This window comes from Enterococcus sp. DIV1368b, assembly GCF_050529595.1.
Classification (GTDB): domain Bacteria; phylum Bacillota; class Bacilli; order Lactobacillales; family Enterococcaceae; genus Enterococcus_B; species Enterococcus_B mundtii.
The window spans coordinates 3134622-3161547 of sequence record NZ_CP172883.1; the positions used below are offsets into that span (position 1 = coordinate 3134622).

Here is a 26926-nt window from a genome sequence, read left to right on the forward strand (position 1 = left end):
TTCAAGATATCCTCTCAACCATCTATCAATTATTTTCAGTGTTATCTTCTTAAGGCAGGCCATATCCTGAAATAACATTACTCCCAATAGCGTAAGTTCTTCTTCTTACTAGATTGTCAGAGTTACCTTCGATGACCTGAATAATATTTCCGCCAGAATATTCTACGATCCCTACATGATCTTTTCCTGTTCTTCCACCAGACCAGTCAAAAAATACAAGGTCGCCAGATTGAGGAACATAGTTTTCATCATGTGTTTTGAACTTATCATTCGTTTCAAACCATTCTTTCATATCAAGAACATTTGCTGTATTCAATACTCGGCCTTGTTCCAAGTATCCCGCTTCATTCGCTATCCAAGAAACGAATACGGCTGACCACTCTATTCGATTGTTGAATCCAGCCCATCGCCAATACTTCTCACCATTCGGATTTCCCAATTCTCTTCTAGCGAGCTCAGCTAATCTGCCTGTATCTGCCATGATATTTCTTGTAACCATTGCGGTATAGAACATATTGCCAAAAACGTAGCGCCAGTTATAGCCCAATCCTTGTGCGACGATATGGTTGAAAGGAATGGTCTGATTATTACTTTTCATTTGTGCATACAAGCGCGCATCTTCAAAGGAATACGGTGCATTTCGATTGATCAGATCATCAAGATACGCTTCGCCATAATTATAGGCTTGAACCGCTGCCAGACCATTGAGATTATTGCTTTGTGCTTTTTTGAGCAGATAAGCAAAATATTCCACGCCTTTTTCAATTGATTCCTCTGGTGTAGTGATTCGTTCTGGAGATGATAGTGCCAGTTGCGCATTCATGATATCTGGCTGAATGGCTTCATTTCCACCAGATTCCACCCATATCATGGATAAAATCGCATTCGTATATGCTTCAATGCCATGTTTACTCGTTTGTTCCGCAACTCTATTTTGCCATTTAGTAACGGCTAATGGGGGATTGATTAGATTCCCTCGTAGTCCGCCACCATTACGCATATATGCTAAGTTGGTATCCGTACTAAAAACTAAATTATTGATATAAATCGCTGGATAAACGTCAGGATCTTTATGCCAGAAGCGATATTCTTTCATTGCAACTAATAAATTCCCATCAAACTGATTTCTTGTATAGCCAATCAAATCACCTGCTTCTAAGGTTCTTCCTGGCCTCACTACCGGATCAATATTGACATAATACGCATAATATAGACCTGTATCCGTTTCTATCGCTGTCGTTACAGGCGCTGAACCATCTGTATGACCAGCCTGATAACTATAGTTGATACTTTCCACTGTCTCAAAGGTGGTGGCATAAACAGGGGTTCCAGGTTCTGCTTCCAAAGCGATTTGGTAATGTTGCGTATTGGGATCACGTCCACGATAGCCAAAATTATCCACCACATTTGCATAGCTCATCTTACCAAATGGATTAGCCATGAAAATTTTATCTTCAAAGCGATCTTTCTCCATGATTGGGTAATATTTATCTACTTCATCTTCATCAAAAGCAATGACTCGTCCATAGTAATCATCCTCACCTGAATAACGTATATCCACATAGATATCTACTTCAGGATCCGAATCGAACATTTCACCAATCGTTTGTACATTAATTTTGACGGTAGCAACATCTTTTCTCTCACGTTTTACTTCTGTATGCTCTTCACCTGTTTCTTTATCGACCGTTATCACAACGGTTTCAACTTCTTTGTCCTTTTCAATAACGGTCGTGTAGTTGTAGACCATGTCATGTAACGCGTGGATTTCATCTTTTACAGTGAATACTTTGATTGGTTCAGGTGATAATGGATGTGGTGCCTCATGAAAAACGGCATATGTGCTATCCCTCAATGACCACGGAATCCAGACACCCGTTTTTTCTGCTACTCTTTTTCGATAGGTAGCAATGGCAATATTATCGATATCATAATCTTCAAATTTTGCATTCAAATAGTAGATATAGTTATCTCCGTTGGATATATACATAAATTGCTCTGGGTCCGATTCTATCCCGTTCACTTCAAAATAAACCTCATCATGCTCCGGGTCATCAACTAGTCGATTGTACGTATCATATACCTCTTTGTTTTTATAAGTATCTAACCACGTGACATAGTTGTATGCTTCGGTAATCATCATCGACTCTGTTTTTACGACAAATAAACTTAAAATCGTTGTCCAAAAAGAAACGAAGATCGAAATGATCGCAATAACCACTGCAACAATCAAGATGACTACGATCAATTTCAATAAGATAGGTAACTTTAGAATAATAAGTATGGTGATAAGCATACCAACCAAATTTAAATTACCCTCTTCATCTCGCCCAACTTTATCAATAATCAAGTCTTTGATTTTATTTTTAAAAGGATTTTTAGGCGAAATTTGATCTTTCAACATATTATCTAATTTGGCCCGCATATTCCTTTTAGCTGCAACATTCTTTTTTCCTTCTTTTCGCTTATTGTTTCTTTTCTTTTTTTCAAGCTGTTCATTTTTAGACAGATGTAACGCTCTTTTTTGATTTTTATGACGTATCTTCGATGTAGTAGAGCTAATTTTTTCTTGTTGACCTGCTTGGTTTTCTAGCTTTACTTTACTGATGTATCCTTTATAGGTAGCATTTTTCTTTTGTCGGTCACGAATCTTTTGATGACGCTTCTTTTTATTAAAAATTGCTTGAGTATTCGCTTTTTCTTTTTTTTGTTCTGTGTTGTTATTAGTAACAGAAGCAGGAGCGATGGTTGTATCGACTTTATTAGGGCGCATCATTAAGTCATGTTGCTGTTGCTTTAGCTCATCTCTTCGACTCTCTCGAATTCTTTGTCGGCGACTGATGCTCTGGGTGTTGACCGTTTTACCTTTATCGATGCTATCGAAAGATTCCTTATTCACATTATTTTTATCGTTTTTACTTTGTTTTCTCTGAAAAATTGCTTGTTGCGATTTTCTTTTGATATGAGGATTGTTCCCCTTTAATAACTTCAACAGCTTTTTTCTTCGAGAAGTACTAATGGAATTACCTTTTTTTAAAGATAGTTTACTACCTTTCACTACCATTTTTTTGTTATTTTTGCTAGTAGTTGTAGCGTTCTTACCTGCCCTGTTCTTGTCTAAAATTTTTGAATCAGCCACTTTCCTGTTTCCTTTCCCGTATGCCTATCAAGTTTCTCCAGGTTTCGTTGACATCATCTTATAGAGCTGTGTATCTTTAGGGAAATGATCATAAAAGGGTAACGTTGTATCCCCAAACACCATAAGACCATACCCTTCTGGAGAGTTCACTACGTATTTTTCTTGTTCTTCTGAAATATCAAACAGTCTAACTAGCTGTGTACGGTCTGATTTAGCTTGATTCAACATCATGATAAAATCGCTATTTGACAACATCCGTCGAGCTAAATCGGACAATAGTAAGGTTTCGACGTTCTGGGTAATGCCAGTCGGGATCGCTCCCCATTTTCGTGCACGACTCCATAGCTCAAAGAAGTAATTCTCAGAATATTCATTCGTAAACAAAAGCTGCATCTCATCAATATATAACCACGTGCGAACACCTCGTTCACGGTTGGTCGTGATTCGATTCCATACTTGGTCTAATACAATCAGCATCCCCATCGTTTTCAATTGTTTCCCTAGGTCCTTGATATCATAGATCACTAAACGCTTGGTAATGTCGACATTCGTTTCTGCAGAAAAGACCGACAAACTTCCTTCAATATAGATTTCTAGATCCATGACTAATTGCTTGGCTTCTTCTTCTTCTTGTTCTTTCAAGATATTATAAAAGTCAATGAATGTTGGTGTACGATCATTCAACACTTCATACGTTCGACGACACACACGGTCAATCAATGTTTTTTGTGCCGAACTTAGCCCCAAGGCGCCACCAATGATCAGGTCAAATAACGAAATCAAAAACTCAGATTTTAGCACGACTGGATCAGTATCATCTCCATAGTTCTCATTGATATCCATGGGATTGATCGTTGTCGGTGAATCACTAGAGATTTTGATGATCTCACCGTTGAAATTTTGACCAATAACAGAATATTCTCGCTCAGGGTCAATAATGATAACTTCATCATCTGCATCGCGTAGTAGTACATTGACGATTTCACGCTTGACTGAGAAACTTTTACCAGAACCAGGTGTTCCTAGAACAAATCCATTCGGTGCTTTTAATAATTTTCGATCGAGTGAAAGGATATTTTTTGAAATCGCATTGACACCATAATACTTCCCATTTTCTTGAATCAAATCCGAAATCGTGAATGGGATAAAAATGGCGGTACTCGCTGTTGAAAGTGTTCGATCTAATGGAATCGCATTGATTCCCAACGGTAATGTCGCATTCAAGCCATTTTCTTGCATGAACTCTAATTCAATGAGTTTAAAACCGAAGCGACGAGACACTGAGTTTATTTCATCATGGACTTCAGCTAACTTTTCTTTCGTTGGTGAATGGAAATAGACAGATCCTGTTAGCGCATATAATTTTTGTCCTCTATTTTGCAGATCATCTACCAGACCTTTGGCTTCTGTTAGTGAGTAAGAAAGTTCATAAGAGAGCATCTCAAAGTCATACCCACTTTGTAACGCCTTCTTCTGCTCATCCACTTTTTGTTGTTCCATAAAAGCCAATTTCGTCTTCACTAAATCAAATGCTTCATCTTGATCCATTGGTTCAATATGTAAAGATACAACAATTTCACGAGGAATTTCTAACATTTCAAAAAGAAAAGTATCTGATAATTCAGAAGGAAATTCTTGTAAATATAATGTTTTTGCATAGTGATCATCAATTTTTACGTGGTTTTTGTTTTCTTTAAATTCCATGACTTCAGGTAGTACCTCATCGACTTCTGTTTTAACCGTCTTGTCATTCGTTAATAATATTTCGGAAATCATATGTAATAATTTTGTTTTTTCTACCTTTTTTGCTTGACTGCCTAAGCGACTAGCAAACATTTCAAAACGATCTGCTACCATATCTAATTCTTTTTGCGCAATCTCCAATGTAGGATGCTTCTGTACAAAGGTAAATAAGATCGTTTTTTTGAAACCATTTTTTTCTTCATCTAATTTCCTTGAAATGACTTGATTCATTTCTTCACGATATGAATCGAGGAAATCATTTTTTGCTTTGTAATAAAGAACCGATTGCAAATCAGCAAGCGGTCGTTTCTTTTTATAAACAGTTAGTTGTAATTTTGTTTTACTACTCAATGAATTTAAAAAGTCGCAGTATTGAGAGAAAATTTCAATTTGATGATCGTCAGAAGATAATTGATAATTGATATCTTGTAATTCAAGCGTCAATGAATAGGTGAATTCATCGATTTTACAAATACCACTTTCATAAATCTCTTCAAACCTAAATGTATCCCTAAAAGGATCAATATCCTCTTTCTTCTTTGATTTAGGTTTACTAATAAATTCTTTTTCCTCATCTTTTGGTTTTTTAGTTGGTTTTAACGCTTTGAGCGCTTTTAACTTCATCATGTTTCTTGCCCGCCTACATCTTCGATTTCTTTATTTATTTCTTCCTTAGGCTTCTTTTTTCGTGTCCCTGGTGCCACGTGGTATTTGAAAAATTGTTTAAGATAGATATCAAATGTCAAGCCATTTCTCTTAAACCAGCCAAATGAAACGATTGGAATGGATGCAAGAATCATAAACCAACTTGTGATTTCCATAGGAATCTTTAATCCGGCAATGAAAATCAAACTAATCATGACGTTTACTCCAGCTGCAATAGCTAAACAAAGCAGCTGCTTTAAATTCATTCCTGCAATGACCTTTTCTTTATATTCTTTAATATCCTTTGGTACCTTTACCTCAACTGCCATAGTTCCTCCTTACGATGCTGACATCAATGTTTTTGCCCATCCTTTAGTTTTATTTACAGAAAGCAATAAAGCAATCATGTAAACTGTCAAACCTAAAATAATCCCAAAAATTCCTGAACCAACTTCTTCCATGATACGATGGAAGATCGTCGGATAAATCACCAATACTAACGCGATGAATGTTCCCTGTAGACCGAGTGCAGCGAAATTTTTGAAGAAACCCTTGCTCATCACTGAAAACTCTTGGCTTGGTAAGGCACTCATCGGAATTGGCGCCATTGCACAAAATATATACATCTCCAAAAAGCGAAGATAAATGGTGACTTGGACCAATACACGAACAACAAGTGATGCTAAAAATAGGATACACATCACGAGTAATACGACTAATTGTGACCACCAACTTAATTGAGAGACCGCTTGTCTCACTGCATCTGCTGTATCTCTTACAGCTGAAGCATTTCCAATTGTTAAAATCCTAGTGGTTAAATTGCCGGCAATGATAACCATACCATCTAAAATATTTTGAATTCTTAAAATAACTATGTAACAAATGACAAATTTGATCAATGCTTTGATAATCATCTCAAATCCTAACATGGGAGCTCCGCCTGCACCTTCAACTTTCGTTGAGATTTTCTGAAACTCTAAAAGAATAAAAATTGCTAGAATGGATAAAGCAAGTGGCCCAACTACGTGTTGCTGTAGTCGTTCCACTAAACTGTAGGCATCATATATGTAACTTCGTAAATCCATTCCTAAAACATTTTTTAGATCGTCCCCATTAAGAAAGGTCATGATTTGCTCAAAGATAGTCATAATTGCAGATTCCATATGCTATACTCCTACTCTTTCCTTTGCTTAACGATTATGGTAAAAACGATCCAATGTTGAATGAAGTAGCAAACCAACCTGCAGCGACTAGAATCAATCCACCACCAACAATCTGCCAAATCCCTTGTTGTAATTGAGGGCCATTTTTATCTTTTAACGCACCAGCTAGGATAATTGTTCCCCAAATCAACCATAGTCCACCACCAATTAATGTAAACTGTGAAACTAATCCAAATACTTGTTCTAATAATTGTGCATTCATAATTTTGCTAATCTCCTTTTTTTGTAAAAATAATTTTTTATTTTATTTCTTAAATTTAGTATATGCGAAATTCTCTGTTTCCATGTATCAGTTATTTCTTCCATTAGAAATTTTAGAATAAATACGGTCCGTTCCTTTAGTAGATAAACTGGATAATCGCCTATTAGCAAATGAATTTTGTTTTAGGACCAGAACTATCATTTACAATTAACCTTCGATAATAAACCGCCTACATGTTATTATTCTTACTGCTATTTCTATATTGCCTCAACATACGATGAATGAGATGGACAAATTTTATTGTTCTTTTCAGTGCTCCATCCTTTTTAGCTAATAAAAAGCACCACATTCTCAGTCTAACATTCGAATGAAGGTGCTTTCTATTTATTATGAGTGACTCATTGATCGAGCTAGCTAAGCAGATAGATTTCGTTCATACATATAGGAATCTGTCACATCGCCTAACTTCTTATAGTTTTTGTGTTTCACAATATCATATTTCTTTGATAAAAACGGATGGACTCCGCGAATTTTTAAAATACATTCCTGTCCTTTGAGACTCGCCACTTCATCGGGGTCCATCAAGTTCCTTCCTAATTTCTGGAAGTTCTCACTAAAGGAACCATTGCTCCCTTTGGTGACACTTGTATTTCTTTGTTCAATCGTTTGTTTCCCTAGCAATTTTGAGATATATTCGTGCGTACTTTGTTCCATTCCGCCTAAATATAAAAAGACATCACTGGTCCCAATGATCGTTTCCCACGTATCTTTATACAAGGTTTTTAACTGGCTAATATTTTGTAAAATGACATTCGTAGAGATTTCACGACTTCGAATAACCGAAATCACTTTTTCAAAATCAGGAATTTGTCCAATATTAGCAAACTCATCCAAGATACAACGGACATGACAAGGTAATCTTCCCTTATACACGTTATCTGCTTTATAAACTAACATGTCAAACAATTGCTGATACATCATACTCGCTAAAAAGTTGAAACTGGTATCTGTATCAGGCAATAAGATATATAGGATCGTTTTGACATCACCAACTGTATCTAGCTCAAGTGTATCTTGTGAAACAAGTTCCTTGATACTTGGAATATCAAATGGTGACAATCGCACGCCTAGACTGACTAAGATACTTTTCGTCGTTTTATCACCAGAAAGTTTAAAAATCTTGTACTGTGATACCGCAAAATTTGTCGGATCTTTTTGTTCTAACTCATTGAATAAAATATCTAGTGGGCTGACATAGCCAGGCACATCTTCTTCAATATCTGCTAAACGGACTAATTCAATTACGTTTCCTAACGTCCGATCTTCTGCAGTTACTTCTTGGATCAAATAGCTAAAAATGGCCATCAATAAGGCTGTCTCAGCTTTTTCCCAAAAATCATCTCCACCTTTTTTATCTGGGTTAGTCGTATTTTTGATTAGATTGTTCACGATTTTTAAGATATCATCCTCTGTTTGGATATACTGAAACGGGTTGTATTGATGCGTGTCTCTTCGGTTGATCAAGTCAAAAATCTTGATTTGATAACCCGCTTCTTCAAACATTTTGCCTGTTTCGGCTAATAATAAGCCTTTAGAATCACTGACGACATAGGAGGAATGCATTTGCATCAAGTTAGGTTTTACATAAAATCGTGTCTTACCACTACCGGCTCCTCCAACCACAACGACATTTTTATTTCGGTTGAAATTATCGTTTCGTGTAATCTTCATACGTCCTGATAATGATAAGCTTTCGCTCTTCGTCAACAAGATATTGAAGTCTTTTTTCTTATCAAGAAATGCACGGATGTCGCTGTACTTTCCCCATCGTGCACTTCCATATTCTTCATTGGGGCGTGTATTCTTCTCATCAAACGTCTTATATAAGACAAAAAGTACATAGGAGATAGCAGCAACCGCTGCTATCCCTAACGACGTCGGTTCATAAGAAAATTGAGGGGCAAATCTAGAAAGTTCTTCAAATGTTCGGTTGAATGCTGTTAGTAAATTATCTGCAAATGATAAATTCCCAGTATTCTCTGCTAAAAATAAATAACCGATACGATTACCCACATAAAGCAGAATACCAATTACTAACACATGCACTACCATAAGCTGCCGGGAATTTTTCAAATTTTTTTATTTCCTTTCAGTCAAAGTTATTTTTTATAATTGTGTCGTTTTAGCTTTCTTGTTATTATTTTGAATTTGTGCCTGTGCTTGCTGACTACGTGCTCGGTTATTTCGCTCATTTGATAATTGCAATGAGTTTCTTCTTAATGACTCAAAACTTACTTGTCGCCCGATATCCGGACTCGTACCGGAAAAACTTGCGCGACGTTCGATCGCCGGATTTGCTCTGTTTGTCAATGCGACTGGTTCTTTCGAGCCCGATGGTGTTGGTTCTACTTTCGTTTGTGAGGTGCTTGGTTGAGACTGTGTACTATCTCTCGGTTTCATCTCAATGACTTTCGATTCTTTCGCCGTCTCAGAGGTTCGTTCAGATCTTTCTGTCATTTTTTGTTGCTCATTGGACTGAACATGCTCAGGCGCTTTCGCTTTTTCATCAAGACCTGCGATTACAGATACTTTCTCCCTAAATTCTTTTGAATCTAACGATTGACACTTCCCTAGCTCTTGGCATTCTAGAATTTTTTCGTTAACTTTTTTTTCAAATGCCAAATCCTCTCTTTTGGCTACACGGCTTTCAATTCGTTTGAACACAAACTTGTCTAATAATTGGATACCGATTCCAATACTGACACCAATCAAAGCCACGGCACCTAACTGCATCAAGAATGGGGCAGCCATAGAGGTTGCAAGCATTGGCACTAGCGCAGATAGGGCAAACATTCCACCTATCCCTAGAGCCAGTGGCACAGCCAACATGATAAACAAGGATAATTTATTCTTCATTACATAATCAAACATCCGCTTCGGCGCATGACGGACTGTTTCCCACGCACGTTTGGCTCTTGATTGTTTTTCTTCTATTTCAGCTGTGTTTGCACCTTCTTTGGTTGGTGCTTCCATCGCTACAACTTTGTCTTTGCCTTTGAGATCCTTAGAAGTTAACCCTTCTTTTGTTACTTCAGATTTCGCTATTCCTTCTGCTAATTTTTCATTAACCGGCGTTGCTTCTTTCATTTGTTCCGCTGGCTGTTTTTGTTTTCCAAAAGGTAATTTTTCGCGTACTTTCGACAATCCACGAGCAATTGGACCAAATACTCTTGGGAACTTCTGTACTAACTTATTGAATGCTTGCGGGATTTTCTTCTTCGCATAAATAATTGCTTTTGACCCAAAAAAACTAGCAGCGACAAAACCAACTGCAGCGTTCACAAACTGTTGCCCAAAAACAGCCATAGCTGTAGACGGTAATATGGAACCTACCCATGACATACCTAGTGGTAACATGGCAATCGGCCATAGATTCAGCAACCATCTAGCTGCACGGATTTTTCGAGAATTTCTGAAAAATGATTGTTTTAATTTTGAATGATCTAATTCACTCAACTTCTTCGTTTGTTCTTTTATTCCACGAGTTTCTTCTTGTAAGCCTTTGATATCTTTATCCATCTGCTTGATACTTTCAGCAGATAAATCTTTGGTCATTTTTTGCAGTTTTTCAGGATCAGCTAAAACCGCTTTAAGTTCCTTTAAAAACTGCACATCCTCGGTCGTATTGCTCTGCTTGATCCGCTTCAATAAAACATCGGTATTCTTGTTTTTAGCTTCAATCAAGCCAACTTTTGCTTGAAGATTTTCGACATATGCTTTGATAAGCTCGGCTTTTTTACTTTCCAGATTTTCGCTTACAACAGGTTCTTTTTTAGGTTCTTCCACTATTGGTTTCTGTAGCTTCGTTTTTTCTGGCGCCTCGTTCACGATCACATTGACCTCGATCGGAGGCGGGTTTTTTTCAACATTAGCACGATCGACTTGATCTTTTTTTGGTTCTTCCGCAATCACTGGAGTTGGTTCGCGTTCAATCGTAGGTGTAACAACAGTCGCTTCGCGATCAGCCTTACTTAGGACAACTGCTTCCTTTGCTTGCTCCGCTTTTACTTCTACCGAACGAACAACTTCTATTTCCACCTTATCGGTATAATCAATCAGCCCTTTTGTTTCAGCAATTTCATTCTGAAATCCTTCTTTTATTGCACTAATTGCTTGAAATTTTGATACTAACATTTGTTCCGAATCATTTTTATTTGCCGTAAATTCAGAAAAAGAATTGGAACGTCGCAGTGGTTTTTCAGGCAAAGGTTCTAGTTGATCTGTGTTGATCGCGACCTTCTCTAACTTATCCTTTAATTCTTTTTGGACGATCTCAATTTTTTTAACCTTATCCTCGGCTGATTGGACCTTTTGTTCAAGAACTGTCTTTTTACTTCTCTTTATTTTACCAATTTCAGCCCTTAACTTATTGACCTCGTCTTCTTTTGCTATTAGTCCTGTTCTATGGACAGTCAATTCTTTTTTAAATTCATCTTTTTTGATTAATGCGAGAAAGATTGCTGCATCAACTTTTTGGTCTTTTGTATTCACTTTTAAAACACTTTGACCATCCCCATATTGATTTAATTCTTTTTGATGACTTTCCAGAGTTGCTTGCACTTTTTTTAATTTCGCTTGATCTTCAATATACTTAGCATCGATATTCTGTTGGTCAGAAGAAGTGATAGTTCCAATCCCCTTGATCGTGGCTATGTCCCGTGTCAGACGAATAATTTCTTGTTGTAAATCATTATTTTTCAACTCTTTGGCAATATTTTCTTTCTTCTCATTGACCAATTCCTTAGAAGTCGTATCATAATTTATTTCTTTGCTTTCATTTCTTATTTTTTCATCAATTGGCGATCCAATGATCCTTTTGATAGTCGCTTCGTTGTTATATGAAAATATAGACAGAAATGATTCATTGATGTTACTTTGATTATTTTCTTTAAGCTTATCTTCTCTAAGCTTTCTTTCTGTAGACATATCTTCTAGAGGCTTATCTTCTATAGACATATCTGTCTCACTCCCTTCTCATCTTGATTTACATTATCTCGAATGTCCTGTCATTAGAGATTGACCAGAATAGGTACCAAGACGATTCGTTTGTTTTTGTGCTTGTGACACCCGCGTGTTCAATCGACTATCTTTTGACATGCTTGAATGAACAGACGTACGATCTAGATTGTTTTCTCTTTGGTGTGAAGCTAATTTATGTGAACGTGCAAGTGCTCTCTTTTGTGCCCTTTTTTCCCAGCCTTTTTTGATCATTTTTCCAATGAAATTACCAAGTACTTTGGTGACTAACCAAAGTACTTTAAAAACTAAAGATAACACTTTGAATGCTGCACTATATACCCCAAACAATAATAAAATCGCTAACTTATTCAACTAACTTTCCAGCTCACTTTCTCCATAATATACCTATCCTAACCAATACTAACTAGTGGGTGCTTTAAGCGTACCTGAGTTTCGACTGCCACTACTATCTATTTTTTCAAAATTGATAAAAAGATGAAAAAAACGTCCCACATAACGATTTTTATTAAGAAGAGTAAAGACACTGCTCAAAATTATTCCAAAAAATAGAAGTAGGAACTTTAGAGATTTTCAAAATTTCGGACGTGATCCGATCAAAATTTAAGGATAGATCAGTCAAGATCAAATCATATTGATTAATTAATTGATAATCGATAGAAAAAACGTCCTTCTCATAGATATCAATATTTTTTAAAAATGGATGCTTATGTAAAATCAAATTTTTATATAAAAGAGATAAGCCAATTTCTTGAGAACTTAATAATAAAATCGATTTCTCTTGTATTTTTGGTTCAATCATCCGTAACAAATCATTTGAAGAAATGATTAATTCGAGTAATAGTTCTTTATGTAATAGTTCGCTTTGTTCGACAAAATTTAATTGAGCAATTTGCAAAGATTTTTGATAGGCTTGCCAGATCTTAGGATTGTTCTCCATCATTTTTTTATAAAATATATCTGCATAGCTTACTTTGAAGATGGCTAATTCTTTATAAAAATTGATGAAATCAAAAAAATATTCGATTTCCGTAGTGTTGATCGGCATGTCAATCGCTAATAGACTGTAAAAGCTTTGAAGAAATTTTTCAATATTCTGCTCTAATCTCTGATCACGATGTTGGACCTCTGTAAACATTAGACCAAAATAGGAAGTGAGAATATTGGAAACATTTTTTTGTGTGACATTGAATTTATATTTTTGACTCATCAACGTACAAAAGACTGTATCACTTTGGATGATCTCCAAGATGGTACCTACGATTTGCTCATTGTCGATCAATTCTTTCTCGGGAATAAGATGTTTATTGCCAATTCGAATAATTGATGAATAAATATAATACACCGAATAAATCACTTTAGGTGTGCTAACCATTCTTTTTTGTGCCTTCAAACAACGTCTGAGCATCTGATAAATCGTATCGAAGTAAGGAAATTCTTTTACTTTATAAATTTCCTTGAACATACTAGCAAATAAACGTCGAATCTCAATTTCATTTCCAGTAATCGTTAATTTGTTCTCTAAATTAATTTGGACATTGATTTTTTCTTTCAAGAAATATGTATTGATTTTCGCGACAATTCTACGAATACTCGTTTTACTTAAAAATAATTTTGTCGCAATCTCAGATAGAGAAGGTTCTGTAATGAATATGTACTTTAAAATTTTCACATTTGTTGAATTATTAAGTATCCTGACAAATATATCATCCAAATTCAATTTCTTCGGTATCGAAAGCGATACCTCTTTGTATTGATTGGTTTCAATACGAGCAGGAAAACAAGTGGTATTGAAACTATCGATATCTGCCGCAATCGTTTTATCTGTAATACTCAATTCTTTGGCCAGATTACTAATATTCGATGACTCAATATTTAGCAAATAAAGCAATGAAATTTGTCTCTCTAATTGTTTCTCAAGTACACCCATAGTCAACAAGCTCCTTTCTTTTTTAAAAAACCTATAATGTATCGTACAGCTTTTTCGATAATTTCTTAATATTAGTTTTTCTGTTTTATTAAAAACAAGTTCAATGATCACATCGCTTGAATGTTATAGTTAAAGATTTGTAAGTGAAATAGACCATTTAGTCCATCGATAGATGTTATTCTTAATTTTTTTTTGCTAGATAAAAAAATTTAAATCATAGAAATAAAAAAACATGTATCAGAAAATTTTACTTTTGCGTGTGTCAATTGACTACTTCTAGTTATTTAGATTATCATATACTGTTTTTTTTAAAATAATACTTATTAAATAATGAAGGCAATCTCACTTTTAAATAACCACCGATTAGAATAAAAAGAAAAACTCGAATAATTAGAAAAGTATGATAAAATAATGTTTATAATATGAATAAAGGATGTGAAAAAACAGATTTTCTATTTTTTAGGAGATCTGAAAAGTATGATAAAACGAACAAATATGCTTGAAAAGACTTCTGAAAGGCAGATCAAACTAGCTTTACTCTTAGGTATGGCCGCCATTGACTGTTCGACTTTAGCGGAACAACTTGGGGTAACAAAAAAAACATTATTGACCGATATTGTGTTTTTTAACCATACATATGCACCAGTTTGTATCAGCACCGATAAATATCAAGTAGCTTCTTTACTATTACCACCAGAGATCAATTTGGAAGATTTAATCAAACAAATACTCAATCAATCAACGAATGTACAAATACTACAGATGATTTTTGAAGTAGAGCCAACGTTATCTAAATTAGCAAATAAACTATATTTAAGTGAAACAAGTATTCGCCGGATCATTGCAAATATCAATACTTATTTCAGCGAGATCAATGCGCCATTATCCATACATATCTCCTCAAAACTCAAAATCATTGGGGATGAAAGTTACATCAGGCAATTCTTCTGTAGTATGTTTCGTGAGCAATATACGCCACAGCAATTGCCCCATTTTTATCACATATTCGATGTGTTACAACGTTACTATAAAAAGCAAGCAACACATCAAACAATTAGTACATATAAAGTTATTATAAATAGTTTTTATCTTTACACAGCAATCATTCGGATTGGACAAGGTCATTTGTTATCAGCGAATAAAGAAAAGCCAATCAGCGATCCTTCTTTTTTTGAAATCATAAAAAATAATACAGTGTTTTGTTCAATCATTGAAAAAGAATACGGTTTTAATGTGACAACCACAACTGTATCAAATCTATTAGATAAAAAAATCTATTTCCCTTGTATTCAGTCAGCACCTAGCAATCATGGGGAATATCAACGGATTCGACAATTTTCAGAATACTTTTATCGTTCATTATCCCAAGACTTCTCTTTGAATCAAGATGGTATTCAGAAATTGAGTGAGTTGATCAATTACAATAAAAACCGACAATTCTTTAAAACAACGTATCTACAGATTTTATCAGAAATCCTATTTACACATTCGCCCCAGATACTAAAAGCATACAATCAAGCTATTGACCATGCTGGATTAATGATGATCAAACGGAATCAATTACTCTATGAAGAGTTACTGTTAGAATTGATTTCATTGTCACCTTCTTTACTGACGGCCGTTTTTCCTTACAAGAAAAAGGTGTCTATTTTGATTGTTTCTTATCAGGAAGAAAGGACACTTGCACTGTATAAGCAACTGTTATTCAAAAAAATTCCTGCGATTCATAGTATCCATACATATACTGATAATATTTTTCAAGTAAACTACGATACAGTCAATCAATATGATTTAGTTTTAACAGACATCGAACTGAACCAAGCTAAAACGAAAGCTAAAACGATTAAAATTTCTAAAATACCAACAACCTCTTTTTGGAATAACATTGAAACAGTTCTTTATACATAGGTTTATCTGCATAAATCAGAAAAAGCAGACGCATATTCCGTCTGCTTTTTCTGTATGAGTATTTCCTCAACATACTAACGACTTAACGCATTGTAACAAATTCTTCTGCGCCTGTTGGATGGATAGCTACTGTATTGTCAAAATCTGCTTTGGTTGCCCCCATTTTGATCGCTACTGCAAAACCTTGTAACATTTCATCGACACCTACACCAATGGCATGCAGCCCAACAATTTTTTCTTCTTCACCCACACAGATCAATTTCATTTCACATTTTTGTCGATAATCGTTTAAAGCAAAATACATTGGCGTGAATCGTGAACGATAGATTTTCAATTGTCCTTCACCGTATGTCGTCAACGCTTGCTCTTCTGTCAAGCCGATGGTTGCAATCGGTGGATGAGTAAAGACGACTGTTGGAACTAAATCATAGTCTAAATACGAATTTTCTTTTCCATTGAATAGTCTTTCTGACAAACGACGACCTGCGGCAATCGCTACTGGCGTCAAGTCGATTTTACCAATTACATCACCAATGGCATAGATGTGTGAATCGGTTGTATTTTGGAATTTATCCACTTTGATAAATCCTTTTTCATCTAATTCAACATTCGTTTTTTCGATTCCTAATGCATCTGTATTCGGTACACGTCCGCCAGCAAATAACACACACTCTGCCATTAGTGTTTCCCCATTTTCAAAGGTAACGGTGTAGACATCCCCGTTCTTTGTTATTTCACGAGCCGTAAAGTTTGCATAAGTGTGTATTCCTGCTTCTTGATACATCTCAATCAAGTTATCAGATAACATTTTATCAAACGTACGTAATGGACGTTCTTTACGATAAGCCCACATCACTTCACTTCCCAAGCCATTTAACACACCTGAAAGTTCAGCTGCAATATAACCCGCACCTAATACGATCGTCGATTTTGGTAATTCTGTCAATGCAAAAAATCCGTTTGAATCAATGGCATATTCTCCGCCAGGAATCGTCATCTTGCTTGGCTTGCCACCGGTAGCAATCAAAATATGATTTGCTTGATAGCTTTCACCGTTTACTTCAACGGTTTGACTATCTACAAAGCGAGCATAGCCTTTGATTGCTTCAACGTTATTACTATCTAAACCTCTTTGATAAGCGCCATGAAGGAAATCAATGTATTTCTCGCGTTTCTCTACTAGTTCTTTAAAGTCAACATGTTTAACGTCCGCTTGGATACCATAGCTTGAAGCATCACGTTCGATTGTTTCTAATATCGTGCTTGCTTGCCACATCACTTTTTTTGGAACACATCCGACATTGACGCACGTTCCACCTAGTTCATTGCCTTCAATCAATAATACTTTTGCTCCATGCATACCAGCTCGATTCGCTGAAGCAATGCCTCCAGATCCTCCGCCAATGACAATATAATCATATGTTTTCATCTTGTTCCTCCTTTTAGCAGCTGATGCAACATCCTACCGCTTATTTTTCAATAAACTTTTTATCAGCTCTTACAAAAAATAAGTGTAGCACGTTTCTAGTCATTCTGTTGACGAGATGCTCATTTCGCTTGATTGCTTAAAAAATTATTTTCTTTTTCTAATCATATCTCCAGGTTTAACTGGTTGTGCGACTGGCATGGTCAAAATCATCATAGGATTTGGTGCGCGATCAATGGATTCTCCTTCTTCATTGTGCATCATCTCAACCATTTGACTGAAGTGAGTAAATCCAGGCCCATAAAATTCGATTTCATCCCCTACAGAAAAGAGGTTTCTCTGACGGATTGTCGCTTGTTTCGTCTCCTCGTCATAAGATAAAACTTCTCCGACAAATTTGTATACAGGGATCTTACGACGTTCACCAAATAATTGTTCATTTTCGCTAGGTGTATCGTAATAAAATCCTGTTGCCAATTCTCGTTGAGCCACTTTCCATAACTCATCGATCCATTCTTGTTTGCACACATAGTTTTCAGGATCTTCCATATAACTATCTACAGCTGCTTTATAGACATTTGCGACAGTTGATACATAATGGATCGACTTCATTCGACCTTCGATTTTAAAACTATCTACGCCATTTTCAATCAAGTCAGGAATATGTTCGATCATCGACATATCTACTGCACTCATCGAAAACTCTTCTTCGATCTCGCCAGCATCTGTCAAAGAGTTTCTCTCTTGTCCAAATGGCAAATCATACAATTCATATTTCCAACGACAAGATTGTGAACAGCCTCCACGATTGGCATCCCGCATCGACATATGATTCGACAACGTACAACGTCCTGAATAAGAGATACACATTGCTCCATGGATGAATGCTTCAATCTCTACATCAGTATGTCGACGGATCTCAGCGACTTCTTCCATCGAAACTTCCCGAGCTAAAACTACACGTTCCAAGCCTTCTTCTTTCCAAAATTCTAATGTTTCATAGTTGGTAGCAGAAGCTTGAGTCGATAGATGGATAGGTAAGCCAGGGGCTTCGGTGGCACAGATCTCAATAAGTGCTGGATCAGAGACGATCACTGCTGAAATCCCCACATCGCGCAGGTTACGGAAAAATTCACCGGCTCCTTCGTCATTTCCTTCATGTGTGACCATATTTGCTGCTACATACACTTTCGCTTGATGTTCTTTTGCGAATGCAACGCCTTCTGCCATTTCTTCATAGGTAAAGTTTCCTGCGCGACTACGTAACCCATAAGCATTACCACCAATATACACAGCATCTGCGCCATAATGGATAGCTGTTTTTAGTTTTTCAAGCGTGCCGGCTGGTGCTAAAACTTCTGGACGTTTTAATTTTCTTTTTGTTGTCATTTTATTTCACCATACTCCTTACTTGATAGATTCAGGATCAATATAAAAGAAACCTGTATCAAGTCCTCGATTCGTTGGATGTAATCCATTGATCTTATTCGTCATTTCTTGTGCTAACGTTTCTGTCCATGTGTCTGCTAATAATGCTTTTTTTGCCTCAACAAATAATTTAGTGATCTCAACAAATGCTTCACCAGGCGTAAAAACGCCATCTAATTTCCAGGTACGGAAATGATGGGCATAAAGCTGTGGGAGTTCATTACTTAAATTGATGTCATTATTCGCAAAAATATGCGTACCATGTGAATCTTCATAAATCGAATAATGTGTATCTTCTTTTTTAGGTTCAGCGAGAAAGAGTCCTCTTTCACGATCTTTTTTTTCGTCCTGTTGCGTGTAGTTATAGTAATTCTGTAACAATGGACGTTTCGATTGATGGATGCATGTAGCTCCATACACAAGAGTTTCGACAGGTATCATCAACTTGTTCTCCATCTCTTTCATCTCATCAAATGGCACTTCTCGTGCTAAAACAGCAGAAATCGCTCCTTTTTTTGCCCAAAAATTGATTTGTCGCGCACTCGTCACTAATGTTTCTGCATCAAAGACATAAGGAATGTTCAACTCTGGATTTTTTCTCATGGTATAAATAATCCCAGTATCACCAACTGTGATCTTATCCACATTGATTTCTTTTAAAAAAAGCAGATACTCTGGAACTTTTTTCATTTTTTCAGGATGAATGATCCCATTGACAGCTATATTTACTTTTTTACCGTACCGATGTGCCAGCGCAACTAATTCGCGTTGTTCTTCTCTTGTAAAAGAAGCTGGTAAGCGTAGACCGAAGCGTTCTTCCCCAAAATATAAGGTATCCACTCCTGCTTCAAGCAATTCTTCTGCTTGTTTCATTGATTCTATAGTAGTTATGATTTCGATCATCATTTCCTCCTCCTACAACTCCATAATAGTAGCACAGCTCTGAAAACTTTCCAATACTTCTTACATTTATTATTGATTGTAACGATACTGTAAAATAATTTCTGTTTTATACAATGTATCCCTATTGATTTAGAAGTAGCTCTTTAGGAAAACAAAAAACCCAAAAAATCAAATGATTTTTGGGTTTCTGGCTTAGCTATTTCTGTTGGGATCTCACTCTGTCATTATACTTTAGTAGTTATTTTCTTAGGTTCACGCACATTTACTGTGATTTTGCCCTTCGAAGCGCCAACAGTGATTTGATCGCCTAAATGGATTTCTCCTCCAAGCAAAGCTTCGCTCAAACGATCTTCTACTTCTTTTTGTAATGCCCTTCTTAGTGGCCGTGCACCATACTCTGGATCAAAACCGACTTTTCCAATCACATCAACTGCTGCTGGTGTGATTTTCACTAAGATATCTTGTTCTTTCAATCGTTTGACGATCGATTGACTCATGATTTGAACAATCGCATGGACTTCATCTTTTGTTAATGAATGGAAAACGACTGTCTCATCGATACGGTTCAAGAATTCAGGGCGGAAAGCTTTCTTCAGCTCTTCAAGTATCCGTTTTTGCATCGCTTGATGATCTTTAGTAATATCTTGGACGTTGAATCCAACATTTTTTTCCTCACGGATTTGAGTAGCACCAATATTAGAAGTCATGATCATGATCGTATTTCTAAAGTCTACTTTTCTTCCTTTAGCATCTGTTAAATGACCATCATCTAACACTTGTAATAATAAATTGAAGACATCTGGATGGGCTTTTTCCACTTCATCTAGCAAGATAACTGAGTAAGGTTTTTGACGAATTTTTTCTGTCAATTGTCCACCTTCATCATAACCCACATAGCCTGGAGGCGAACCAATCAAACGACTCGTACTATACTTCTCCATGAATTCAGACATGTCGACACGAATCAATGCGTCCTCTTCACCAAACATCACTTCTGACAATGCTTTCGCAAGTTCTGTTTTTCCGACTCCTGTTGGACCTAAAAACATGAAGGAACCAATCGGGCGATTTGGATCTTTTAAGCCACTACGCGCCCGTCTGATCGCACGAGAAACAGCTTTGACCGCTTCATCTTGTCCTACAACACGTTCGTGAAGCAGTGCTTCTAGTTCCAGTAATCGTTGACTTTCTTTCTTTTCTAACTGTTGCAATGGTACACCTGTCCACTCCGAAACAACAGTAGCTACATCTTCTTCAGTCACCCGATCCGCAAAGCCATTTTGATGTTTTGCTTCAATCGCTAAACGTTTTTCTAGTTTTTTCATTAAGCTTTTTTCTTGTCTACGTAAATGCGCAGCTGTTTCAAAATCTTGTTTTTGAATCGCCTGTTCTTTTTCTTTATTCACTTGATCGATCTCTTGTTTCAGTATCGTCGTTTCTGACAAATCGTCCGCTTGTTCCAATCGAACTTTCGCTGCTGATTCATCAATCAAGTCGATCGCTTTATCTGGTAACTGTCTGGAAGTGATATATCGAACAGAAAGATTGACTGCCGCTCGTACTGCTTCATCGGTGATCTCCACATGATGATGTTCCTCATAGCGTGAACGTAAACCACGTAAGATTTCTTCCGCTTCATCTGCTGTCGGCTCATCTACTTGGATACGTGCAAAGCGTCGTTCCAATGCCGAGTCTTTTTCAATGTATTTTTGGTATTCGTCTAATGTTGTCGCGCCAATCGTTTGTAATTCTCCACGTGCTAACGCTGGTTTCAAAATATTCGATGCATCGATGGCACCTTCTGCACCACCAGCACCAATCAATGTGTGTAATTCATCAATAAAGAGAATAACTTGACCATCATGATAAATTTCATCAATGACTTTTTTCATTCGATCTTCAAATTCTCCCCGATACTTCGTCCCAGCGACTAACGCCCCCATGTCTAACATCATCAAACGTTTTGCTTTCATTTCTTCAGGTACTTCACCTAAAATGATTTTTTGAGCCAATCCTTCTGCAATCGCAGTTTTACCGACACCGGGTTCTCCAACTAAAACAGGATTGTTTTTTGTTCGGCGACTAAGTATCTGGATCAACCGTTTGACTTCTCTTGAACGACCTACGACTGGATCTAACCTGTTTTCTTTTGCTAACTTAGTTAAGTCTCTAGCTAAAGAATCTAACGTAGGAGTACCTTGTGTCATTGCTCGCTTTTCTTGTGGATTGCGTCGGCGAATACCACCGGTACTACTTTCCGTACCCATCGTACGCTTCAATGACTGACGAACTTTGCTCAAACTAATCCCCAAGTTGATCATGATACGAGTAGCCATGATACTCTCATCTTTTAATAGACTAAGTAAAATATGCTCAGTTCCTACCTTTTGTGTACCCATTTTATTCACTTCACTATTTGCCAAAGCAAAAATTTGTTTCATTCGAGGAGAATAAGGGAGAAATACACCTTTTGCATAAGTTTTCACTGTACCATAACCGACTAAATGCTCGATTTCTTCATAAATATCTTTTTCATTCAATTTCATATCTCGTAATACTTTCCCAGCAATCCCGTTGGGTTCGATCACTAAAGCCAATAATATATGTTCTGAACTTACCGCTTGATGTTTGAAGCGTTTTGCTTCTTCTTGGGCAATTTCTAACACACGTTGTGCTCTTTCTGTAAATATTTCTGCCATTTAAATTTCACTCCCCATCTTCATAGCTTAATCGTTCTAAAAAGGCTCGTAGAATTCGAGCACGTGTATAATCTTCTGTCTCATTGATGTTCAACGTATTTTTAGCAATCGCACTCAACATCAAGTTTCCTTCTTTTTTGGTAATGATTTGGTCTTCATATAGTTTCTGAATAATGGCGTAGGCATTTTTTTCATTAATCGTTTCGCCAAATAGCAAGTTGATTCGTTCAAGCATTTGTTTTTTATCCGACATTCTCACTTTTGCAATGCGGATATACCCACCACCACCACGTTTACTCTCAACCAGATAGCCGCGTTGAATCGTAAATCGTGTATTGATCACATAATTGATTTGTGAAGGAACGCAGTTAAATAGATCTGCCAATTCAATCCTTCGAAGCTCGATCATCTCGTTTTTTTCCAGGATCTTTTTTATATATGATTCAATTAGATCCGAAGTATTTTGTTGTGCCATCCCACTCATTCCTTTGACTAATATTGACCTTAATTATAGCGAATTTATAGGTAGAATGAAAGGAGAACGCTTGTTAGATATTTGATTCGAAGAATAACGATAAAAGACCATTTATTTATGTAAATAAAAAAAACTAGGAATTCAATGAAGTCCCAGTTTTTCCAACGCGCCCAAGAGGAGTCGAACCCCTAACCTTTTGATCCGTAGTCAAACACTCTATCCAATTGAGCTATGGGCGCATATTCAATTAATTAAAAATAATCATACAATAGAACGTATGACTTTGCAACAAATAAAAAAATCGGGAAGACAGGATTCGAACCTGCGACCCCTTGGTCCCAAACCAAGTGCTCTACCAAGCTGAGCTACTTCCCGAAAAAATAAAAAGACTACGCGCCCAAGAGGAGTCGAACCCCTAACCTTTTGATCCGTAGTCAAACACTCTATCCAATTGAGCTATGGGCGCATATTTGTAATGCCGAGGACCGGAATCGAACCGGTACGGTGATCACTCACCGCAGGATTTTAAGTCCTGTGCGTCTGCCAGTTCCGCCACCCCGGCGCGTAGTACATTGGCAAAGCGGAAAACGGGGTTCGAACCCGCGACCCCCACCTTGGCAAGGTGGTGCTCTACCACTGAGCTATTTCCGCATATTTACGATGCCGGCTAAAGGACTTGAACCCTCGACCCTCTGATTACAAATCAGATGCTCTACCAACTGAGCTAAGCCGGCGTAAAAAAATAGAATAAATCATATGATGCGGGTGAAGGGACTTGAACCCCCACGCCGTAAGGCGCTAGATCCTAAATCTAGTGCGTCTGCCAATTCCGCCACACCCGCAAAAATATGAGCCGTACAGGGCTCGAACCTGTGACCCTCTGATTAAAAGTCAGATGCTCTACCAACTGAGCTAACGGCTCATATGGAGGTTAACGGGATCGAACCGCTGACCCTCTGCTTGTAAGGCAGATGCTCTCCCAGCTGAGCTAAACCTCCAAAGATAACAAAGCGTGGCGGCGTCCTACTCTCACAAGGGGCAACCCCTCACTACAATCGGCGCTAAGAAGCTTAACTTCTGTGTTCGGCATGGTTACAGGTGTATCCTTCTCGCCATCGCCACCACACTTGGTGTTATCTATATTGAGTAAATCTTGTTCACTCAAAACTGGATTTGAAGTATCAGTAAGAAACTCTCCGAGTTTTTCATTTTATTTTGGTTAAGTCCTCGATCGATTAGTATCAGTCCGCTCCATACATCACTGTACTTCCACTCCTGACCTATCTACCTGATCATCTCTCAGGGATCTTACTTTCTTAAAGAAATGGGAAATCTCATCTTGAGGTGGGCTTCACACTTAGATGCTTTCAGCGTTTATCCCTTCCCTACATAGCTACCCAGCAATGCCCTTGGCAGAACAACTGGTACACCAGCGGTAAGTCCATCCCGGTCCTCTCGTACTAAGGACAGCTCCTCTCAAATTTCCAACGCCCGCGACGGATAGGGACCGAACTGTCTCACGACGTTCTGAACCCAGCTCGCGTGCCGCTTTAATGGGCGAACAGCCCAACCCTTGGGACCGACTACAGCCCCAGGATGCGACGAGCCGACATCGAGGTGCCAAACCTCCCCGTCGATGTGGACTCTTGGGGGAGATAAGCCTGTTATCCCCAGGGTAGCTTTTATCCGTTGAGCGATGGCCCTTCCATGCGGAACCACCGGATCACTAAGCCCGACTTTCGTCCCTGCTCGACTTGTAGGTCTCGCAGTCAAGCTCCCTTCTGCCTTTACACTCTTCGAATGATTTCCAACCATTCTGAGGGAACCTTTGGGCGCCTCCGTTACTCTTTAGGAGGCGACCGCCCCAGTCAAACTGCCCATCTGACACTGTCTCCCACCACGATAAGTGGTGCGGGTTAGAGTGGCCATAACGCAGGGGTAGTATCCCACCAGCGCCTCCATCGAAACTAGCGTTCCGATTTCTACGGCTCCTACCTATCCTGTACATGCGGTACAGACACTCAATATCAAACTACAGTAAAGCTCCATGGGGTCTTTCCGTCCTGTCGCGGGTAACCTGCATCTTCACAGGTACTAAAATTTCACCGAGTCTCTCGTTGAGACAGTGCCCAAATCGTTACGCCTTTCGTGCGGGTCGGAACTTACCCGACAAGGAATTTCGCTACCTTAGGACCGTTATAGTTACGGCCGCCGTTTACTGGGGCTTCAATTCGTACCTTCGCTTACGCTAAGCACTCCTCTTAACCTTCCAGCACCGGGCAGGCGTCAGCCCCTATACTTCATCTTACGATTTTGCAGAGACCTGTGTTTTTGATAAACAGTCGCTTGGGCCTATTCACTGCGGCTGATCTGACGATCAGCACCCCTTCTCCCGAAGTTACGGGGTCATTTTGCCGAGTTCCTTAACGAGAGTTCTCTCGCTCACCTTAGGATTCTCTCCTCGACTACCTGTGTCGGTTTGCGGTACGGGTCGTTGTTTTCTCACTAGAAGCTTTTCTCGGCAGTGTGACGTCAGGAACTTCGGTACTATTATTTCCCTCCCCATCACAGCTTGTCCTTAAAGTTAGAAGCATTTGACTCCTATCAAGACTTACTGCTTGGACAGACATTTCCGATCGTCTGCATTCCTTAGCCTCCTGCGTCCCTCCATTGCTCAAACAAAAACAACGAGTACAGGAATATCAACCTGTTGTCCATCGCCTACGCCTGTCGGCCTCGGCTTAGGTCCCGACTAACCCTGGGCGGACGAGCCTTCCCCAGGAAACCTTAGTCATTCGGTGGACAGGATTCTCACCTGTCTTTCGCTACTCATACCGGCATTCTCACTTCTAAGCGCTCCAGCAGTCCTCACGATCTACCTTCAACGCCCTTAGAACGCTCTCCTACCAATACACCTAAAGGTGTACTCCACAGCTTCGGTAATATGTTTAGCCCCGGTACATTTTCGGCGCAGGGTCACTCGACTAGTGAGCTATTACGCACTCTTTAAATGGTGGCTGCTTCTAAGCCAACATCCTAGTTGTCTGTGCAACCCCACATCCTTTTCCACTTAACATATATTTTGGGACCTTAGCTGGTGGTCTGGGCTGTTTCCCTTTCGACTATGGATCTTATCACTCACAGTCTGACTCCCGGATATGAATGAATGGCATTCGGAGTTTATCTGAATTCGGTAACCCGAGATGGGCCCCTAGTCCAAACAGTGCTCTACCTCCATCATTCTCAATTCCGAGGCTAGCCCTAAAGCTATTTCGGAGAGAACCAGCTATCTCCAAGTTCGTTTGGAATTTCTCCGCTACCCACACCTCATCCCCGCACTTTTCAACGTACGTGGGTTCGGTCCTCCAGTGCGTTTTACCGCACCTTCAACCTGGACATGGGTAGATCACATGGTTTCGGGTCTACGACTACATACTCAAACGCCCTATTCAGACTCGCTTTCGCTGCGGCTCCGTCTCTTCAACTTAACCTCGCATGCAATCGTAACTCGCCGGTTCATTCTACAAAAGGCACGCCATCACCCATTAACGGGCTTTGACTTGTTGTAGGCACACGGTTTCAGGTTCTATTTCACTCCCCTTCCGGGGTGCTTTTCACCTTTCCCTCACGGTACTGGTTCACTATCGGTCACTAGGGAGTATTTAGCCTTGGGAGATGGTCCTCCCGGATTCCGACGGAATTCCTCGTGTTCCGCCGTACTCAGGATCCTCCTAGGTGCCTTCCAAATTTCATCTACGGGGCTTTCACCCTCTTTGACTGACTTTTCCAAGTCATTCGACTATCTGAAAGAACTACCATATTGGAGTCCTACAACCCCAATGAGCAAGCTCATTGGTTTGGGCTTTTCCCGTTTCGCTCGCCGCTACTCAGGGAATCGAATTTTCTTTCTCTTCCTGCAGGTACTTAGATGTTTCAGTTCTCTGCGTCTACCTCGTATACGCTATGTATTCACGTATACGTAACATCCTATAAAAGATGCTGGGTTCCCCCATTCGGAAATCTCTGGATCATAGCTTACGTACAGCTCCCCAAAGCATATCGGTGTTAGTCCCGTCCTTCATCGGCTCCTAGTGCCAAGGCATCCACCGTGCGCCCTTATTCACTTAACCTTATCAACCTTGCGGTTGGGTTTTGATCTTTCTTCTAG

The 26926-nt window shown here is 38.4% G+C and carries 15 protein-coding genes, 9 tRNA genes and 2 rRNA genes; 1 reads left to right on the forward strand and 25 read right to left on the reverse strand.

Translation table 11 applies throughout. The features are described 5' to 3' along the window. Positions 1-49: 49 nt before the first annotated feature. From IGJ19_RS14340 to IGJ19_RS14380, 9 genes are all read right to left on the reverse strand, one after another. Positions 50-2404 carry a lysozyme family protein gene (locus IGJ19_RS14340; RefSeq protein ID WP_373865803.1) on the reverse strand — a complete coding sequence of 785 codons (2355 nt, stop codon included), beginning with the start codon at positions 2402-2404 and terminating at the stop codon, positions 50-52. 762 nt (positions 2405-3166) lie between these two features. Then, entirely contained in the window at positions 3167-5509 is a 2343-nt protein-coding gene (locus IGJ19_RS14345; protein ID WP_071867584.1) for a VirB4-like conjugal transfer ATPase, CD1110 family, read from the reverse strand. Next, a complete protein-coding gene (locus IGJ19_RS14350; RefSeq protein WP_071867585.1) occupies positions 5506-5856 on the reverse strand; it encodes a PrgI family protein in 351 nt (116 codons plus the stop codon). Before IGJ19_RS14350 ends, IGJ19_RS14345 begins: the two co-directional genes overlap by 4 nt. Before the next feature lie 9 nt (positions 5857-5865). Then, positions 5866-6690 carry a hypothetical protein gene (locus tag IGJ19_RS14355; RefSeq protein WP_071867586.1) on the reverse strand — a complete coding sequence of 275 codons (825 nt, stop codon included), beginning with the start codon at positions 6688-6690 and terminating at the stop codon, positions 5866-5868. A gap of 34 nt (positions 6691-6724) precedes the next feature. Then, positions 6725-6952, reverse strand: a complete 228-nt coding sequence (locus tag IGJ19_RS14360) for a hypothetical protein (protein ID WP_019722809.1) — start codon at positions 6950-6952, stop codon at positions 6725-6727. Positions 6953-7366: 414 nt separating this feature from the next. After that, on the reverse strand, positions 7367-9064 hold the full coding sequence (locus IGJ19_RS14365; protein WP_071867587.1) for a VirD4-like conjugal transfer protein, CD1115 family: 1698 nt from the start codon (positions 9062-9064) through the stop codon (positions 7367-7369). A 54-nt stretch (positions 9065-9118) separates the two neighbouring features. Beyond that, positions 9119-11968 (reverse strand): hypothetical protein, encoded by a 2850-nt coding sequence (locus tag IGJ19_RS14370; protein WP_074801007.1) that lies wholly within the window; start codon positions 11966-11968, stop codon positions 9119-9121. 33 nt (positions 11969-12001) lie between these two features. After that, positions 12002-12343, reverse strand: a complete 342-nt coding sequence (locus tag IGJ19_RS14375) for a hypothetical protein (RefSeq protein ID WP_430604258.1) — start codon at positions 12341-12343, stop codon at positions 12002-12004. Positions 12344-12497: 154 nt separating this feature from the next. Next, positions 12498-13919, reverse strand: a complete 1422-nt coding sequence (locus IGJ19_RS14380; protein ID WP_071867590.1) for a helix-turn-helix domain-containing protein — start codon at positions 13917-13919, stop codon at positions 12498-12500. A 477-nt stretch (positions 13920-14396) separates the two neighbouring features. Between IGJ19_RS14380 and IGJ19_RS14385 the strand changes: the two genes are divergently transcribed. Then, positions 14397-15827 carry a helix-turn-helix domain-containing protein gene (locus tag IGJ19_RS14385; protein WP_108173737.1) on the forward strand — a complete coding sequence of 477 codons (1431 nt, stop codon included), beginning with the start codon at positions 14397-14399 and terminating at the stop codon, positions 15825-15827. An 82-nt stretch (positions 15828-15909) separates the two neighbouring features. Here the strand turns inward: IGJ19_RS14385 and gor are convergent, their stop codons facing one another. The 16 genes from gor to IGJ19_RS14465 all read right to left on the reverse strand — a co-directional run bounded on the left by gor (position 15910) and on the right by IGJ19_RS14465 (position 26888). Then, entirely contained in the window at positions 15910-17256 is a 1347-nt protein-coding gene (gor, locus tag IGJ19_RS14390) for a glutathione-disulfide reductase (RefSeq protein WP_142433093.1), read from the reverse strand. 144 nt (positions 17257-17400) lie between these two features. Continuing rightward, positions 17401-18642, reverse strand: a complete 1242-nt coding sequence (locus IGJ19_RS14395; protein ID WP_071867593.1) for a peptidase U32 family protein — start codon at positions 18640-18642, stop codon at positions 17401-17403. An 18-nt stretch (positions 18643-18660) separates the two neighbouring features. Continuing rightward, the gene (locus IGJ19_RS14400; RefSeq protein WP_074801031.1) at positions 18661-19584 is read right to left on the reverse strand and encodes a peptidase U32 family protein; all 924 of its coding nucleotides are present in this window, start codon (positions 19582-19584) and stop codon (positions 18661-18663) included. A gap of 224 nt (positions 19585-19808) precedes the next feature. Further along, positions 19809-22283 (reverse strand): ATP-dependent Clp protease ATP-binding subunit, encoded by a 2475-nt coding sequence (locus tag IGJ19_RS14405; RefSeq protein ID WP_071867594.1) that lies wholly within the window; start codon positions 22281-22283, stop codon positions 19809-19811. A 7-nt stretch (positions 22284-22290) separates the two neighbouring features. Then, on the reverse strand, positions 22291-22758 hold the full coding sequence (locus IGJ19_RS14410) for a CtsR family transcriptional regulator (protein WP_010733901.1): 468 nt from the start codon (positions 22756-22758) through the stop codon (positions 22291-22293). 165 nt (positions 22759-22923) lie between these two features. Next, a tRNA-Arg gene (locus tag IGJ19_RS14415) sits at positions 22924-22997 on the reverse strand. 62 nt (positions 22998-23059) lie between these two features. Continuing rightward, positions 23060-23133: transfer RNA gene (locus IGJ19_RS14420), tRNA-Pro, on the reverse strand. A gap of 17 nt (positions 23134-23150) precedes the next feature. Continuing rightward, positions 23151-23224, reverse strand: a tRNA-Arg gene (locus IGJ19_RS14425). 10 nt (positions 23225-23234) lie between these two features. Beyond that, a tRNA-Leu gene (locus IGJ19_RS14430) sits at positions 23235-23320 on the reverse strand. A gap of 17 nt (positions 23321-23337) precedes the next feature. Then, a tRNA-Gly gene (locus IGJ19_RS14435) sits at positions 23338-23409 on the reverse strand. Between the two features lie 10 nt (positions 23410-23419). Further along, a tRNA-Thr gene (locus IGJ19_RS14440) sits at positions 23420-23492 on the reverse strand. A gap of 26 nt (positions 23493-23518) precedes the next feature. Next, positions 23519-23600 (reverse strand) — tRNA-Leu (locus tag IGJ19_RS14445). A gap of 7 nt (positions 23601-23607) precedes the next feature. Then, positions 23608-23680: transfer RNA gene (locus IGJ19_RS14450), tRNA-Lys, on the reverse strand. 3 nt (positions 23681-23683) lie between these two features. After that, positions 23684-23756 (reverse strand) — tRNA-Val (locus tag IGJ19_RS14455). 12 nt (positions 23757-23768) lie between these two features. Further along, positions 23769-23884: ribosomal RNA gene (gene rrf / locus IGJ19_RS14460) — 5S ribosomal RNA — on the reverse strand. Between the two features lie 89 nt (positions 23885-23973). Continuing rightward, a 23S ribosomal RNA gene (locus IGJ19_RS14465) occupies positions 23974-26888 on the reverse strand. Between the last annotated feature and the right edge of the window lie 38 nt (positions 26889-26926).